At 32.4% G+C, this 16,260-nt stretch carries 22 protein-coding genes; 11 read left to right on the top strand and 11 right to left on the bottom strand.

The genetic code is table 11. The features are described from left to right. Window positions 1-133: DUF3967 domain-containing protein (locus CER22_RS25650; RefSeq protein WP_142293566.1), on the top strand; the 133-nt coding region annotated here is incomplete at its 5' end. Window positions 134-178: 45 nt separating this feature from the next. Here CER22_RS25650 and CER22_RS33265 read toward each other — a convergent pair. After that, entirely contained in the window at window positions 179-349 is a 171-nt protein-coding gene (locus CER22_RS33265) for a hypothetical protein (protein WP_179211939.1), read from the bottom strand. Window positions 350-693: 344 nt separating this feature from the next. Between CER22_RS33265 and CER22_RS33260 the strand changes: the two genes are divergently transcribed. The 3 genes from CER22_RS33260 to CER22_RS33835 all read left to right on the top strand — a co-directional run bounded on the left by CER22_RS33260 (window position 694) and on the right by CER22_RS33835 (window position 2,041). Continuing rightward, window positions 694-870 (top strand): hypothetical protein, encoded by a 177-nt coding sequence (locus tag CER22_RS33260; RefSeq protein ID WP_001030996.1) that lies wholly within the window; start codon window positions 694-696, stop codon window positions 868-870. 76 nt (window positions 871-946) lie between these two features. Beyond that, a complete protein-coding gene (locus CER22_RS25645) occupies window positions 947-1,666 on the top strand; it encodes a DNA cytosine methyltransferase (protein ID WP_256943741.1) in 720 nt (239 codons plus the stop codon). A 30-nt stretch (window positions 1,667-1,696) separates the two neighbouring features. Next, entirely contained in the window at window positions 1,697-2,041 is a 345-nt protein-coding gene (locus CER22_RS33835; protein ID WP_256943740.1) for a DNA cytosine methyltransferase, read from the top strand. 66 nt (window positions 2,042-2,107) lie between these two features. Here the strand turns inward: CER22_RS33835 and CER22_RS33545 are convergent, their stop codons facing one another. After that, window positions 2,108-2,395, bottom strand: coding sequence for a hypothetical protein (locus CER22_RS33545; RefSeq protein ID WP_142293565.1), 288 nt, complete (start codon window positions 2,393-2,395; stop codon window positions 2,108-2,110). Window positions 2,396-2,746: 351 nt separating this feature from the next. Here CER22_RS33545 and CER22_RS25635 point away from each other — a divergent pair, with 351 nt between their 5' ends. Together CER22_RS25635 and CER22_RS25630 are read left to right on the top strand one after the other, a co-directional pair. Then, complete coding sequence (locus CER22_RS25635) at window positions 2,747-3,160, top strand: hypothetical protein (protein WP_088609951.1); 414 nt, start codon at window positions 2,747-2,749, stop codon at window positions 3,158-3,160. Between the two features lie 711 nt (window positions 3,161-3,871). Then, window positions 3,872-5,515 (top strand): peptide ABC transporter substrate-binding protein, encoded by a 1,644-nt coding sequence (locus tag CER22_RS25630; RefSeq protein WP_088609950.1) that lies wholly within the window; start codon window positions 3,872-3,874, stop codon window positions 5,513-5,515. Between the two features lie 110 nt (window positions 5,516-5,625). On the opposite strand, the gene CER22_RS33830 is transcribed toward CER22_RS25630, so the two are convergent. The 9 genes from CER22_RS33830 to CER22_RS25585 form a co-directional block, all read right to left on the bottom strand. Continuing rightward, on the bottom strand, window positions 5,626-6,504 hold the full coding sequence (locus CER22_RS33830; RefSeq protein WP_256943739.1) for an aKG-HExxH-type peptide beta-hydroxylase: 879 nt from the start codon (window positions 6,502-6,504) through the stop codon (window positions 5,626-5,628). Window positions 6,505-6,580: 76 nt separating this feature from the next. Next, on the bottom strand, window positions 6,581-6,787 hold the full coding sequence (locus tag CER22_RS25620; RefSeq protein WP_088609949.1) for a hypothetical protein: 207 nt from the start codon (window positions 6,785-6,787) through the stop codon (window positions 6,581-6,583). Between the two features lie 220 nt (window positions 6,788-7,007). Further along, window positions 7,008-7,337, bottom strand: coding sequence for a hypothetical protein (locus CER22_RS25615; protein ID WP_088609948.1), 330 nt, complete (start codon window positions 7,335-7,337; stop codon window positions 7,008-7,010). Window positions 7,338-7,363: 26 nt separating this feature from the next. Further along, window positions 7,364-7,651 carry an ArsR/SmtB family transcription factor gene (locus tag CER22_RS25610; RefSeq protein ID WP_088609947.1) on the bottom strand — a complete coding sequence of 96 codons (288 nt, stop codon included), beginning with the start codon at window positions 7,649-7,651 and terminating at the stop codon, window positions 7,364-7,366. Between the two features lie 13 nt (window positions 7,652-7,664). Then, window positions 7,665-7,868, bottom strand: a complete 204-nt coding sequence (locus CER22_RS25605) for a hypothetical protein (RefSeq protein WP_088609946.1) — start codon at window positions 7,866-7,868, stop codon at window positions 7,665-7,667. Window positions 7,869-7,898: 30 nt separating this feature from the next. Beyond that, entirely contained in the window at window positions 7,899-8,126 is a 228-nt protein-coding gene (locus tag CER22_RS25600) for a hypothetical protein (RefSeq protein ID WP_088609945.1), read from the bottom strand. 26 nt (window positions 8,127-8,152) lie between these two features. Further along, window positions 8,153-8,380: a hypothetical protein gene (locus CER22_RS33825; protein WP_088609944.1), complete on the bottom strand. Its 228-nt coding sequence runs from the start codon at window positions 8,378-8,380 to the stop codon at window positions 8,153-8,155. A gap of 189 nt (window positions 8,381-8,569) precedes the next feature. Then, entirely contained in the window at window positions 8,570-8,950 is a 381-nt protein-coding gene (locus CER22_RS25590) for a hypothetical protein (protein WP_088609943.1), read from the bottom strand. Next, window positions 8,943-9,809, bottom strand: a complete 867-nt coding sequence (locus CER22_RS25585) for a ParA family protein (RefSeq protein WP_000769528.1) — start codon at window positions 9,807-9,809, stop codon at window positions 8,943-8,945. The genes CER22_RS25590 and CER22_RS25585 overlap by 8 nt, the downstream gene beginning before the upstream one ends. A gap of 898 nt (window positions 9,810-10,707) precedes the next feature. On the opposite strand from CER22_RS25585, the gene CER22_RS25580 reads away from it, so the two are divergent. From CER22_RS25580 to CER22_RS25565, 5 genes are all read left to right on the top strand, one after another. Further along, the gene (locus CER22_RS25580; RefSeq protein WP_088609942.1) at window positions 10,708-12,264 is read left to right on the top strand and encodes a primase C-terminal domain-containing protein; all 1,557 of its coding nucleotides are present in this window, start codon (window positions 10,708-10,710) and stop codon (window positions 12,262-12,264) included. 202 nt (window positions 12,265-12,466) lie between these two features. Further along, the gene (locus CER22_RS25575) at window positions 12,467-13,219 is read left to right on the top strand and encodes a hypothetical protein (RefSeq protein WP_142293564.1); all 753 of its coding nucleotides are present in this window, start codon (window positions 12,467-12,469) and stop codon (window positions 13,217-13,219) included. A 402-nt stretch (window positions 13,220-13,621) separates the two neighbouring features. Beyond that, the gene (locus CER22_RS25570; protein WP_142293563.1) at window positions 13,622-14,845 is read left to right on the top strand and encodes an AimR family lysis-lysogeny pheromone receptor; all 1,224 of its coding nucleotides are present in this window, start codon (window positions 13,622-13,624) and stop codon (window positions 14,843-14,845) included. Continuing rightward, window positions 14,842-14,997, top strand: coding sequence for a hypothetical protein (locus tag CER22_RS33255; protein ID WP_000734599.1), 156 nt, complete (start codon window positions 14,842-14,844; stop codon window positions 14,995-14,997). The genes CER22_RS25570 and CER22_RS33255 overlap by 4 nt, the downstream gene beginning before the upstream one ends. A gap of 887 nt (window positions 14,998-15,884) precedes the next feature. Next, complete coding sequence (locus CER22_RS25565) at window positions 15,885-16,184, top strand: hypothetical protein (protein WP_001201720.1); 300 nt, start codon at window positions 15,885-15,887, stop codon at window positions 16,182-16,184. Window positions 16,185-16,260 lie beyond the last annotated feature (76 nt).

Here is a 16,260-nt window from a genome sequence, read left to right as displayed (position 1 = left end):
AAAGAGGTTAGAGCTAAGGGATGATAATCTTATGAAGATGGTCAGAGAGATTCAAGAAGCAAAACGTACTATTGTATCAGCCCAAGAAGAAATAGCGGCAGCAAAGAAAAAGTCATGGTGGAAGTTTTGGTAGGTGTAGAGTAACAAAGATCTCAACTCAATTGAGCTGAGATTTTTGTTATGAACTCGTTTTTGCTTTGAAACAATCATCACAAATAATTGAACCATAAAGAGATTTGAAAGGTAAATCACATTCTACACAATATTTAAATCCTTTTCCTTCTATTGCTTTACGTTGTTGAGCTTCTTTGAATTCTTTGTTAGCTAGGTCTTTTTTTGCTTGTCCCACAATAACCACTCCTATTTTTATAATGTTTAAAAGAAAGTGTAATATACTATTATATTATCCTCTTTTTAGGTATACCCTTGTTCAAGTTATATTATTCTTTTTTACTAGTAGTTTTCCCACACTTCTTATTTTGTTTGTATAAAAGTGAGTAACCTAAGTTGATTCTAGATTTTCAATTTATATGAAATGGAAAAATATGCTTTATTTTTTTATTTAAATCTATAAATTGTCATATTAATTTATAGAAAATATTTGTAATAATTCTCTACATATAGTAATATTTAATTAAGGAATCACTAAATGTAGTGTTAGTGATTTGGGTGAGGTTTTTATGGAGGGGTAAAATGAATAAAGAAGGAATATATATTATTGATTCTAAAGGGGATTCAACGTATTTTTCTCCACCTGATTCGGGGTTTGGAGAAATTCAAATACAATATTGTAATTCAGTTCCTATTATGCTGAGGGAAACAAAAACATTAAGATTAGCCGAAACGAAAAAATCGAAGGCTGCAAGCTAGTGAAAGATACTAGTTTGCAGTCTTTTTTGTTTCATTTATTTCATAACTAATAGATTAATAAAAGGAGTGGATTTGTTTGTCATTAACATTTATAGATTTCTTCGCTGGTATAGGTGGTTTTAGATTAGGAATGGAGGAAGCATCCCATAAATGTATTGGTTATGTTGAATGGGATAAGTTTGCTAGAAAATCATATGAAGCTATACATAATACTAGAGGGGAATGGACAGAACATGATATTAACAACATTAAACCAGGAGCAATACCAAAAGCAGACGTGTGGACTTTTGGATTTCCATGCACCGATATTTCAATTGCATCAGGAAGAGCTACAGGACTTGCAGGTTCAAGATCTGGACTATTTTACAAAACGATTGAACTTCTCAAAAGCCAAAAGGAAGAAGATAAACCTAAATACTTGTTCATTGAAAACGTTAAAAACCTCTTTTCAGTTAATGGAGGATGGGATTTTGCCCGAATTCTCATTAGTTTGGATGAAGCAGGGTATGATGCGGAATGGTTTTTGCTCAACACTAGAGACTTCTCTACAGCAGAAAGACCAGTGCCACAAAATCGAGAACGAGTATTCATTATTGGACATTCTCGAACAAAACGTACAAGAAAAGTATTTCCTATCAGAAGAGAAGCTGCGCAAAATCGTATTAAAGTAATAGGAAATACCAATTCTAGCGGTTGGAGAAGAGGGGGAGAGCTGTGTGATCCTATGGGAATATCGCCTACAATCACTTGCAAAGATGCACCTAAAATTGTACTTCCTAATCAAAAGGCAGCTTAAATAGAAAAAGTAAAATGGAGAGTGTAAATAATGGAAAGTTATAAAATACGTATTAAAGAAGCTACAAAAGTAGGTTATGCAGAAGCTGAAGTAGGGGATAGTATTAATTACTCTGTTCCAGGAAGTAAGACTAGAAGAGGAAGGGTAGGAAAAGGTGTTGCTCAAACGTTAGATACAGCTTGTAATCAGGCTGTACTAACAAAGGATTTTAGAGTTAGGCGGCTTGCACCCAAAGAGTGTTGGTCGCTTCAGGGGTTTCCAGGTTGGGCGTTTGATTGTGCAAAGGAAGTAAACTCAGATACACAATTGTACCGACAAGCAGGTAATTCTGTTAGTGTACCGGTTATTTATGCGATTGCGAGAAAATTAGAGTGATAGTCTTATAGTATATTGATGAAACAAAAAGCCTGGCTTGTATAAGTCAGGCTTTTTGTTTTTATGTTAAATGTTCGAAATAGTTTTTGGTACTGTTGTTAATAGTTTGTGAAAGAATTTGATCGTTAAGAGAGTTGCGATCGTAACCGAAATAAAATCAATGGATGTTAAAAGCATATACCCAATCAAGAAACTTGTTATACCGCATAGTAATGGGTTAAACATGTTATCTTTATTAAAATTAATAGTTAAGTATAATTCGATAAGTTGTAAATCTAATTTCTGCCGCACTATAAATGGCAAAAATAATAATGGAATACTAAATGAGAAATATAGAATGTAAATGTAATTCATCTGAATTCCCTCTCTTCTTTAGAATTTTTAATGCTCCGCGCGGCTATTTATAGTTTATTTCATTCGATTTTGAATAGCAATACCCTGGAAAAAGGGCTAAATCTGTGTAGTTAATAGACAGTGCTGTGCACCTTTCTGTTTGATAACATAAGAGTCAGTTTACATGGCTGTTACTTTAAAACACACACCAAAAAAAAATTTTACGTATTACTAGTATAGCGCTATATGATGAAGAGTTTATTTTGATATGGTATAATTTAGGTAATAGAATATTGCAATTCTGTTTTGGTTGTGTGGGTTATAAATAGGTATAAGATAAAGAAAATAACTTAGTAGAAATGAGGGTTTAACGTGTCATATAATGAACTAATAGAGATCATTAAAAATTCAACTGAGGATAGTTGGATTGTGGAGAGTAATAAAATTGTTTATAAAGACGATTTATCAGTTTCAGTTACATTAGGTACAATATTAGAAAGACAAAGTGATGAACAGCTTAAAGATGCGGTGTGGGATAATACGTTTAATGAATATAAGTGTAATAGACTTATTACTTTGGAGTATAGATATAATGATTTTGTCCATCCTTCAACTTACTTATATAAAGATACAACTATAATTCCTCTTCCAGTGGGAGCGAATAGAATACATGAGTTTTACCAATATGAATTTGATATTGCTGCATTACTATCCAGTGATCGTTCGAAATTTGAAGTCGAAATGAAAAATACCAATATATATATTGGAGATACTGCTATTAAGTAGTAGTAACATAAAAGTCAGTTAGAAAAATTTCAAGATAACAAATAAGAAGAGCGTATTGTTCACGCTCTTCTTATTTATAAAAAATTATAATTTCACATACCTTACTAATCTATATAAGATTCGAATAGTATAAAGTGAGAGTGAATTGGGAATAACTATAACACGGTTATATGAATCTTTATTTATGCATAAAGTTCGATTGGTTAAGCTACTGATCATGGTGTATTCAATCGAAAAGAAACAGAAAATCGTCACGAATAATCAGGCACATACATAGCCTGGTGCACCTCTATATTTCAAGTGTCTGAAAAAATGTCACATAGGGATATATGTTGTTATTTGATTTACTAACAATACATAGTGAAAATCGCCTGGTTGATTTGCCCTAAATCAATACTGGGCTATTCGTGTTTGTTTTTATATGCTTTGTATTGGTTTGTGGCATTCGATTGCTGCACCTAATTTATTTTTGTTTTAATAATTTCACATACCTTACTAAAAATAAATTTTAGTGATTGACACAATAATCTCTAGAGTGCTACGTTTTTAGTGTTAAAGTAATATGAGGTTTATTATTTAGATGCTACATATAGGAGAAAAGGTGCTGGAATACGTTTAGAGAATGAAAAACTTTCTTCTGATATTCTTTAAAATCCGATATATAGATATTTTAATAAGATGAACCGTACATGTAGAGAGGAAGAAAGTAAGATGTTTAAAAAGGTTACATCGGTTGTTGCTTCTGTTTTATGTGCTAGTTTCCTACTAACAGCTTGTAGTAGTGGAGAGGAAGAGACTAAAAATACAGCAAAGGCAACTGACAAGAAAGAAACAAAACAATCCATTAATTTACCGTATATAGCGGAGATCCCAACAATGGATGTAACAAAGGCAACTGATAGTGAATCAATGAATGTAATGCGTAATGTGTTTGAAGGTTTGTATATACTAGGGAAAGACAATAAATTAATTCCTGGTGTGGCGAAATCTTATGATGTGAGTGAAGATAAAAAGACGTACACATTTCACTTGAGAGAATCGAAATGGTCAAACGGAACGCCTGTAACAGCTGAAGACTTCGTGTTTGCTTGGAAAAGGGCTGTGAATCCCGATGCGGCAGCAGAATATTCGTTTTTATTCTTTGATATAAAGAATGCTAAGAAAATAAATAGCAAAGAGTTATCTGTAGATCAGTTAGGGGTAAAAGCAGTAGATAATAAAACATTAGAAGTACAATTAGAACAACCCGTCCCTTACTTTATAAATTTGACAACGTTTCCAACGTTTTTACCAATAAACGAGAAGTATTTTAAATCAAAAGGGAATCAATATGGTCTAGAAGCAGATCAGTTAATTTATAATGGGGCATTTACGCTGGATAATTGGAAGCATGAGCAAGGTTTTCAATTTAAGAAGAATAAAAGTTATTGGGATGCTCAAACAGTTAAATTAGACGAAATTAACTTTGATATTATAAAAGATAAGTCAACAGAAGTGAATTTATATGAATCGGGTCAAATAGATCGTGTAGGGTTAACAGGAGATTTTGTAGACAAATATAGAAATAGTCCTGACTTCAAGGAGCGCCCTGAAGTTACTATGCAGTTTTTACGTTTGAACCAAAAAAATGAGGTATTAAAAAATAAATATGCAAGATTGGCAATCAGTAAGTCATTTGATAAGAAAGCTTTTACGGAAACCGTATTAAACAATGGTTCACTTCCAGCGGAAGGAATTGTGCCGCTTAATTTTGCAAAGGGATCGGACGGAAAAGACTTCCGAAAAGAGAATGGGAACTTAGCGAAATATGATGTGGATGCAGCGAAGGAAGACTGGAATAAGGCCAAGCAAGAGCTAGGGAAAGAGGAAGTAATATTAGAATTGCTAACAAGTGATAATGCGTTAGCAAAGAAGAATGCAGAGTATCTAAAAGGTGAGCTGGAAAAGAATTTGAACGGATTAACCGTGAATGTTAAACCGCAGCCACGTAAACAACAAATTGAATTGTTATTAAGTAGCGATTATGACATAGGTGTTGATGTATGGGGACCGGATATTCCTGATCCTATTACATTTTTAGATTTATTTACGACAGATAGTACATATAACTTTGATAAGTATTCAAACAAGCAATATGATGAACTAATTCATAAGGTGAAAATTGACTTAGCGGGCGATGAAAAGGCACGTTGGGAAGCAATGAAACAAGCAGAGAAAATCTTATTAGAAGATGGAGCAGTAGCGCCTTTCTATCAGCAAGGTAGATCATATTTGCAGCGTTCTTCTGTAAAAGGTATAGTGACGAATGATTTTGGCGGGGAATTTAACTATAAGTGGGCTGAAGTTAAGAAATAATTAGCTATGCACTTAAAAAAGAGCATTCCATCTGGAATGCTCTTTCCTATTTCGATACAAAAGATGTTAGTGTAATTGTCTTAATAGATGATTTATTGTTTTTATAATACTTATACTATATTCAAAGACTCTGTGATGCTGTCTAAATCTTGATATGTAATAAAGTTATTCATGGCTTCTAATGTTTCTATACCTCTTGGTCCGAGATATGATGTTTTTGTATTCATTTCCAAAATAGTTTGCCGAAGGTGTGGTAGAAAGGACATCGATTTTTTGTCATCACTTAAAAGATAGTAGTAATGCATTAGTCCTATCGCTACACAAGCAGCATGATATGATCGATCTAGGGGACGTCTTTGCTTGCGAATGGCTGATATAACATGAGCTTCTTCATCTTCGCAAGCATTAGGGTCTGGAAATATACAATTTATCATATCATCGAAGAAAAGACTGTTATGAATAAATTCATGATATATAGCATCTGCATAATCGATTACTGACCATTTTTTTGAGGGATTTAACCAAATTAATCCAAGGCTACTTGATACAGAACCTCCACCAAATCCTTTGACTTTAAAACAGCAGATTGCACCAATTAATAAGTTAATAAGACGGTGCAGATCTGGATGAAGTATTTGTATCAATTCTAGAGCTTTTTTTATATTGTAAAGAATCTTTTCCCTATTTTGTTCACTAAAGATATGTATGTTTCCCCTAGTAGCTTCCTCTGGAATCACATTACTTTCTATAAGATGGTTGCAAACTACCTTATTCTCAAATTGGATTATCACGTTTTGATTTTCAAATGGAATTTTTGTCTTTTGAAGTGTGTTTAAAGCTTGAAAGAATAGTTCCTTTCGATTTTTCTCGGTAATTAATAGATCTGTTTTATAAAAAAAGTGTATTAGTTGATCCATATTTGAAAGAATAACTTTTGCATTAAGGAAAGGTAAATTTGTTTTTGGTTCTGGACGTAGGTTAGGAATCATGAAAAAACCTCCCAATTTAGAAGTATAAAAATTATCTTTACTTGGTTGCGATTATTTAATTTTAAAAGTTTTTTTGTTATTTGCCTTCTTTATTTTCTTCATCCTCATTTTCGTCATGAATTTGCATGACAAATCTCACTACTACTGTTCTTGCTTTATTAGAGTTGAAATGGTTATCTGCAAATTTTTGAATATTTTTCTCCGTCACCTTTTCTCCATCTTGCTTAACTTTTTTTTCATCCGTTACTTTTTCTACCTCATGCTCATTTTTTTTTTTATCCATAATAAAATAACCCTCACTCTCTTATGTTTATATTGTAATTATTTTCCATAAATTGTTTGGTTTATACATTTCGATTAAAAGAATATTTGTATTCTAAAATGACACAGTGTAATTAGGTAAAAAAAGGAGTCGATGTATTCGACTCCTTTTAGTTACAAGTGGTGTAGAATTATAGTATAATTTTAAATGGGTATATTGCGTTAGAGAACCTCTGTATTCTTTAATTGCAATGAATGACAGATTGTAGGGGTAGGATCTTACAGTCTGTTTTTTTATGGTTTCCTATAAGCCTTCTTATGTAGTCGGATGCAATTTGTATTAAGCAGATTCTAAGGTCTTGATTTAAGTAATTGTAAAGTTGCAGCTGTCTTCTGATGTAATCCTGATCTTTTTGTGTGAAATTTTTAATCATATCAATAACAGTATCGTGTTCGAAAAAGAAATATTTTTCATTTGCTTCAATAACAAATACATCATTTTCTATAGGATGATTTTTGAAAAACAAATCAAAGAAAGATAGTGGCTTTTGATTTTCTTTTATAGTGCTCATATTCTGATTCTCCTTTTACAATAAAATTACTTAACAGTAGGTGATAAAATCTCAATGATCTGTGGAACTTTAGGGTTATTTATGTAGTAATACACTTCTAAACCTCTTCTATCGTATCCTAATATCTTTCCTTTCATTTTAGATAAATGCTGTGAAACTGTAGCCTGTGGCATTTGTAGTATGTTAACAAGCTCTGAAACATTTAATATACTGTGTCTCATAAGAATTGTTATGATTTGAACACGAGCTGGATGAGATAGCGTTTTTAACATATCAACCTCTTCGTTAGATATAACTGTTTGTGTGTGTGTCATTGTGTGATTCTCCTTATATATATGTATTTTGAGTTGGTGATAAGCGTCTATAGTTATGGCATACTTCTAAAGCCCAATTGACATCTTTCTCAAGTTTTGTACCCTTAGCCATTATTCTTAGGGTTTCATTGATCCACTCTTGGCAGTCTTGATAGTTTTGAGATACCTGGGCATTAATAGTAGCTTCTAGAATTTGTTTTCTCTTAGGTATTGTCATTCATGTTCTCCTTTCTCAAGAGCTATAGCGCTATATAGTCATGGAATATAGCCACTTATTTCCTTTTAGTTGATCCGTATCCAATGAATCGTCTATTCGATAATAACGTGTCTCGTTATATGGTGAAGTAATGGCGAAGTACATATAGATATGACCTTTACGAATAAACTCAATTTCCTCACCTCCTCCAACTGAATAAGCTTCAGATAATAACTTTTTACATCTAAGAATGGTCTTTAATTCTTCATTAAGATTCATATAGATCCTCCCAGGGGTTAGATACATTAGATTAGAAAAGCATAAGATATTAAGCAGATAACCAAGATAATTCCAACGATAGTAGTAAATAGTGCCAGGAAGCTAAGAATTATATTATATAGGAAGTAAGCACCAATTAAGAGCGCTATTAAAAGTCCCATTATGAGAGATAATGTTCCGATTGTATGTAGAGAAATTACATTAAAAAATACTAAAGCTATGACAACTAATCCTATAATACTAAGGGTTCGCATGGTTATCGCTCCTTTCTGATTGTGCACATGTGGATTTGTACACATGTGCACAAAATTAAGTTAAAAAAATATAGCGGTTTATCACTACAACACTGATATAAAGGGATTATATGACTCTATATGTTTTATGTAGGCATAACATGTGTAAATGTGTAAAAGACCACATGTACACATTTACACATGTTATTTTTATTTCTTTTGTTGTTTCTTAGCTTCTTTAAGAGCAGCTTTACGCTTAATATTTTCATGTTGTGCGTGGAATAATCTAAGCTCTTCAGCTGACAATTTATTTATATACAAGTCATGCATTTCACCAAGCAGTTCATAAGCATATTGATACTCTGAAATCTCAAGCAATGCATCGAATTCGTGTTTAGTCTCTAAAGGCATTCGAATAGTACCACGTTTATCTCCATTCACCAAAGTTGCTTTTGCAGGTAGACTTGGATCATAAGGGGTAGAGGGAGTGATATCAGCTTTATAGCCAACATCTATTTTCCCTCCTTTATTTTTATCACTGGGGTTCTCTCCACCCTCCTTTTTGTTAAAAAAACCCATATTTTTACTCATTGCTCAATTCCTCCATCTTTTCAATTCGTTCTAAAAATTCATCTGCAAATGGTTCGAAAACTTCATTAAATAACTTCTTATCCCAATATTGATCTTTATTTAAGCCGATACGTGGAATGCTTTGAATTCTTTTAGCGTAAGGTATTAAATTTCTAAATAAATTATTTTCTCCAAAAATGTCTTTTGCATCTTGAAGTACTGTAGCATCGATTTTACCGGAACTATGTAATTGATTTGGTAAAACGCCAATTACATCAAGTGGAGCATTAAATTCTTCTACTAATTTTTTTAGAAATCGTCCGATATAATCATTAGCACCATCTAAACTATCACTTTGTGTTTGGAACGCTACGAGTACATAGTCACTTGCCATTGCAGAGCTTTTTGTATAATAAGATGCTGTAGGTGGACTGTCAATGATAACAAAGTCATAATTTTGTTTTAAAGGTTCTAATAAGTGTCTAAAGTAATTGATCTTATTAGTTTCTACTTGATGATAGTTAGGATCAGAAGAATCAGTATGACCGAATCTTGATGTTAGTAATGCTTCGAAGTTTTCGAAGTCACTATGGGAAGGAAGTAAATCTAAATTCTCCATTATATTCAACTGCATGTCTTCTAAACTACCATCTTGTACAGCTCTCATTAATGTTTTGTCGAAAGCGAAGTATTCATCATTAATTCTTTTTTTTGTTAAGATCATTGTTTTTGTTGTATTAGCCTGTGGGTCCATATCAACTGTCAGTACTTTATATCCTTTTAAAGCTAAATGATAAGATAAGTGTCTTACAATAGTAGATTTACCAACGCCACCTTTACTATTTGCGACAGTGATAGTTAACGGTCTTTTTAATTTCATATGTATCCCTCCAAAAAAACTTTTTGTCCATTTACACATGTCCACATTTACACGAGTTCACATGTGTAAAAACTTCTTAATGCAATTATACTATCCTACTAAAAAAATATCAACATATATTTACACATTTACACATGTCCACATTTACACAAGTTCACTGGTGAAAGAGAAACGTTGATATAACAAGGTTTTTAAAGATTGATACGAATATTTTTTTACACATTTACACATGTGAACATTTACACAAGTGTAAGTCTTGTTTCAAACATTTTTTTCTAATTAATAGAATAAAAAGGGAAAAGTAAAATGTACACATGTACACACTTACACTAGTGCACATGTGTACATGGAAGCGGTTTTGTTGAAATTCTTTGTTTACAAACAAAAAAACTTGTTGTAACGTTATAGACAACAAGTTTTCTCAACGCAATTCGATTTAGTTTGATAATATACATAAGAAATTCGTAAGAATTTGTAGGATATATATAAGACACATAAACATAAAAAAACAAATAAAAAAAGAACGGCTGTCTAAGAGACTTGGAAATCTCATGGACAGAGGAAGTAGATCTGCTGGAAACATTTCTACTTCTTGGTGAATACAATTTGCTGGAAACATCTTGTATTCCATTTACGTCACTGCACTATCAGTGAGTAAACTTCCCAAACCGTTCTAGTTAACTATGCTATTGAGATATGAAATATCTCTTATTAGTATAGTTAATTAGTGTAGATTTGTAAAGATAGAAACCCCTATTTAAGTGCATCTATTAGCGTATTTAATTATGGATTTTTCTACCTTTGTATACAATTCGGGAAGTCTATTTATTAAGGTGAGCAGTGATATAACTGCTCACCTTTTTTTGTTGTCTTAAATCTAGTAGAAAGGAGATTCAACATGAATACAGTACAGAAAGCTATTAATCTTATACTTCATAAAGGTTTACGAAAATATAAATCTAAAAATTCAAAAGCTGCTCTAGTATCTATTACAAAACAAGAGAAATTTGAAGACAAAATGCTGAATGGTAAGAAGAATAAAAAAGGATCTATTTTTATTACTCGTAAAAAAGCTGATTTAAGCGCACCTTTTGGTACAAGAGGAGTAGTGTTATCATCTGAGGAAGCTACACTGGATCATGTTGGACAAGCTTCTCACTGGACTCCTAATGTATATAATTTTGGTACATATGGCGAGAATGGTCTTCGCACTATCGTTGGGCATACAGAAAAGAACTTACAGCAAATTAATTGCTTCGTGATTGATATCGATTCAAAGTCATTCCCAATGACAGCGATTAACGATGTTGCGTTAAATGCTGGTTTTGGTGTGCCGACTATGATTCTTCAAACTACAAAGGGTTACCAGGTATATTATGTGCTAGATAAAGCTGTATATGTAACAAATAAAAAGAACTATATCGCTATTAAATCAGCAAAAAGAATCTCCCAAAACTTGAGAGAAATGTTTGCTGAAAGCCTACCACAAGTAGATTTAACATGTAATCACTTTGGATTCTTCAGAATGCCTTCAGAAGAGAATATCATTATGTTCTTTGAGGAAAACGTATATTCTTTCAAGGAGCTGCAGGATTGGAGTAAGAGACAAGATGATAACAAAGGCAAAGAATTTTTCGCAATTCCAGGTGAAAATAACGTAATTGAAACTCCATTTTCAAAAAACAAACCTGTAGAGCAACCGAAACAGGTAGAAGAAGCTTGGTTTAAGCAAGTTATAAACTGCACGAATATAGCGCCACAACAAACAAAAGCAGGACGAAACAATGCAATCTTCACTCTGTCACTAGCATGTTTCCAAAGTGAAGTATCAATTAAAGAAACACTAGATATGATGGATCAGTTTAATAGCAACCTGGAACAACCTTTAGAACATGCTGAGGTTAGAGGGATTGTCATGTCTGCATATTCAGGAAAATACCAGGCCGCACACAAAGATTACATTGATCGTCTACTTCAAACATATGCGACACCTGGACAAGTTAATTCGTTTAGATCACCAGCTGCATTTTGGAGAAAACACAAAAAGCAACGTGAGGATCGAGTACGTTCTCATTGGCATGAGTGGGAAGCGGATATTATTGCTTTCCTGTCAATGAATTCTAAAAACAAACCTGTGCTATACTTTACACAAAAAGAACTATGTGAAGCGATTAATATTCCTAGAAGTACCCTAAACACTGTCCTGAAAAAGAGTAACAAAATATATAAGACTGTTGAAGGGAAAGGGAAAACTGCAAAAACAGGTTTTTCAACGATTGGAATGTTAATTTCATTTGCATTACGTGAAAAAGGGCAAAAGAGAGAGGGTTATTTAAGTTATTTAAACGAACTGTTTCCCCAAATGGGTAATATCTTACTACAAGCAAAGAACGATAGCGCTATGGAAGAAGAAACCGTGTCATACAGCCTAATAGAAGGGCTACCAGCTGGTTAATTTTTAATTGTCCACTGTGCCAATACATAAATATATCTACGATACATCTTTCGGACAGATAGCTATAGCGTTATACGTTTAATAATTACGGACTTACTTATTGCTAGGGGGATATTTTGAGTTATTTAGGGTTCTGTACTCTTTATGGTATGTGAAATTATATAGACTGTTTTAGAAATCTATTCTATTGGTGGTGTGCTATATGGGTAAAAATTATTCTGTAGATCGTGATAAAAAGGGACGTTATAGACATTCTTATGTATTCATGAGGGGGACTAATGTAGAGATTAAGTTACTTGGTCATGAAAGTATGTTAAAAGGGAAAGTTACAACAATTGAAGAATATTATTGTGTTTTAGATGTGGAGGGGGACGGTGATCCTTATCAGGTAACTGTTAACTTTGCAGAAGTAAAATATATAAGGCATGAAGAGTTTGTGTCAGTCGAAGAAAGATCACCTAATTATACGCCTGAAGATAAGAAAACGTCATTTGTGTTTGATATAGGGGAAAAGATAGCTTGTGCGTTTAAAGATGGTAAAGGAATGAAAGGATTTGTATTATCTGAGGGAGCTTATTATCTGCATATCAAAACAGAGAAGGGCAATTTCTGTACGGTCATGAAGAGTGCTTTATCTTATATTTTACATGATGAGCATACTGGATTATTAGAGACAAATGATTTTTATACAGAGGAAATGAAAGCAGCTGGTTATAGTAAGCCAACGGAGTATGTTTTTTCTGTAGGGGATCAAATCACGGTGTTTTTTGCTAATGGTAAGAACGTGACCGGTGCAGTTCTTGATGAAAGTAAGTATTGGGTATTACTACAGTCTGAGAAGGTTCAAATTACTGTTTTAAAAGGCAGCTACTCTTATTTTAAACATCAAATATATGAGAATAAACCGTTCTTGTATCAGGCTAATAAGCGGTTAAAAAAGGAATTGAAAAAGTAGGATTTTAATTGTAGACTTTTCTTTTTCCGTCAAATGTAAAAATTTATGAGTATAAGAATATTCTTATACTTTTCATGTGGTGTAAAATTAGTCAAATGCTTTTTTTAGATCACATATGTTAACTGAAAAGAGTTAGAATACTTTAAAATGTGACCTCTATTTTGGGGGTCTTTTTTCTATCGATTAACATATATATGCATAATTGCATAATATAACAATGGGAGAAATAGTATAATATGGTGATGTATTTTATATATTTTTTTGGTAATCTAATAGTTACATAGAGATATATAAACATATAGAATTAACGCTATTGGTTTTTTGGGGAAATTTTCACGTTACATGTCGTATTAATCGATGATAGGAACGAAAAGTCTCTGTTCCAGAAGGGGCGCAATAGTTATGGATAATAAAGCAAAAAAAGAAGATGAAGAATCAAAAAAATTATTTAACAGTTTTTTAAGTACTCTTATTAACGATATAGATTTTCAAAAGAGAAATCAGGAAGACATTGCTAAAGAGATTGGCATTACTCCCGGAACATTTTCGAAGAATTTATCAGGAAAAAATCAATTTGGATTTTGGAAGTTAATTAAGTTACTGGACATATTATACGAGAATGACATTAACAAAAAGCGTAAGTTGTTATGTGCCTTTTGTTCAGTTACAACAAGTAAAAAGAATCTTAGAATTGCTATGGAGTATGCAAATGCTAAAGGTGATCTACTGTTGTTGAAATTTATTGTAGATCAGGAAAAGAATTCAGCTCTTGCAATGAATCGAGAATGGGCTTATGTATATGAATTGGTATGGCAGCGTAGCAGCGGTGTCATTGCGAAGCAAGAATTGTTGGATAGGCTTGAAGATCGTAAAGGTAGCAAGGTCATTAAAACAAAGGAAATGAAGATCCTATATGGCATATTAACTTGCTATACTATGTGTGATTTAGAAACATACACCTCGTTATTCGAATATGCTGATGTCTTACTACCAAAAGTTGAAGATATATCCGATAGTTTTATTAAAATAGCTTATTTAGGCAGAATAAAAGAGTGCTTGTCATTTGCATACTTAGTCCAGGACAAACTCGAAAATCTTAGAAGTACATGCCATGAGATTTTAGAACTAGAAGATTCTGAGAGTTGTTTTAATCTTTTAAGAGCTTCTGCTCTTGTATATCTAGCGGAGTCGTTTACTTTTGATTGCTACGAAAGTGCATCTAAGTATATAAAAGAGTCCTTGGAACAATTAGAGCCATATTACTTTGAGAGAGAGAAACAAAGACGACAAGAAATTCTTAATACGTATGCATTTATTAAGCTAGTTAATAAAAAAGATTTGGATAGAATCAAAATATATCATCCTGCTGAGGAATCTCTTTTAGAGATCATTAAGGGGAATTACAAAAATGCAGTTACTATTCTTAATGATCTAGAAAAGAAAAATGGTTTTTTAACTCCAATGCAATATTGTTATTTGGGAATGGCGAAGAATGATATTACTTTAATTGAAAAGGCAATTGCGCTGTTTGAGTGCGCTGGTAATAGGTTCTATTGCAAGTTTCCTAAAAAAATGGTGGTAGAATTTAATAAAAATGGTATAATATATGAAGGTGGTGCTATATGAAGAAATTATTATTTGTATTAACAAGTATAGTTCTTGCGGCAGGAATTATTTATACTGCTGCTGGTAGTAAAGAGCAACCAAACAATATAGTTAAAAAAGATTCAGAACAATTAGTAGCTAGAATGGGAGATCCTGGTGGCGGAATCGGGTAACCTTTAAATAATTTGAATGCGATTGTCTCAATAGAGGCAATCGCATTCGTTGTTTTTAGGGATATTTCCTAAATATCGAATTTGAAATACGTGAAATCATTGTGAATTATTCACAAACTATGGTTATCACCTGAATCTTAATTAATAAACTATATTTGGATAAAACAATTTACTATCGTCAAAATGTGAAATTAGTGTTAGAATAAGAACAAGTGTTCTAAAATTACGTTTAATTTTTTTGTATTTTTAAAATTACAAAAAAAAAATCCAAGTTATCTGATGTACTGATAACATAGGATTTTCCGAAGATTTATGATATGTAATTTGGTTAGATGTTACAATTTTTAAGAAAATATGGATTGACGATATTGTTCAATAGTTGTAATCTTGTTTGTGATAGATTGTTTGTAAGAACATCTAACAAGCGAACTACTAACAATTACATAGTACATGGGCAGAAAGCAATAAGAGTTGGAGCTCCTATTACTTTCGACCTTCTTAAAACAATAAAGGTGTTTTAGAAAGGCCGCCCACTTTGATGAAGCATAACTAGATGCAACATCAATAATATTATACTGTTTCGTGTGTTTATACAAGGGTATACTTGCGCGATTTTACTGGCAAATATTATTGGTTTTGCTCGGCTATTCTTCAAGAAGTGGTTCTTCGGATAGGAAGAAAAAGGCGTAAACTAAAACACATTAGTTTACGCCTTTTTTGTTTTTTTATCCGTAGACTGCATTGAAAATTTTATAATGCTCGCCTTGAAATTTGTTTTAAGAGTTATGTGATTCTTGGTTGAGTTGAAAAACTTGTTGTTAGATGGACAGCTGATCCTGAGAAAATCGGCTGTTAAATATAAAAATTAAAGATTGGAGAAGATGATCATGCGTGCAAAAGAATTTAGTAAAAAAACACATAGTTTAAAAGTTGTACAAGAAATGGATACTGGTGCTTTAGTAAGAAAGGCTCATTCAATTAGTACTTTTCAAGGGCAAGAATATATCGTATTGGATAATGGCAATCTGTATGATCCAATGGGAAAGCGTGAAATTCCCCTAGCTAGAATGTTTAGGTATATAAAATGTGTGAGAAACAGCTATGGCGTTATAATCGCAAAAAAATCTAAAACTAATGCTAAATTGATGGAAGTTAAATTTATTAAAAAAGCAAATAAAGTTAGTTAGTAATTAAATATTTGATCATTTAATTGTGCATGAAATTTAAATGCACCTGGGATCATTTGAAGTTTTGGAATCGATA

The organism is Bacillus sp. K2I17, assembly GCF_002209985.1.
In the GTDB taxonomy this organism is placed as follows: Bacteria; Bacillota; Bacilli; order Bacillales; family Bacillaceae_G; genus Bacillus_A; species Bacillus_A wiedmannii.
Note: the sequence above shows the minus strand (reverse complement) of the source record. Positions and strands in the feature narration are given on the sequence as shown.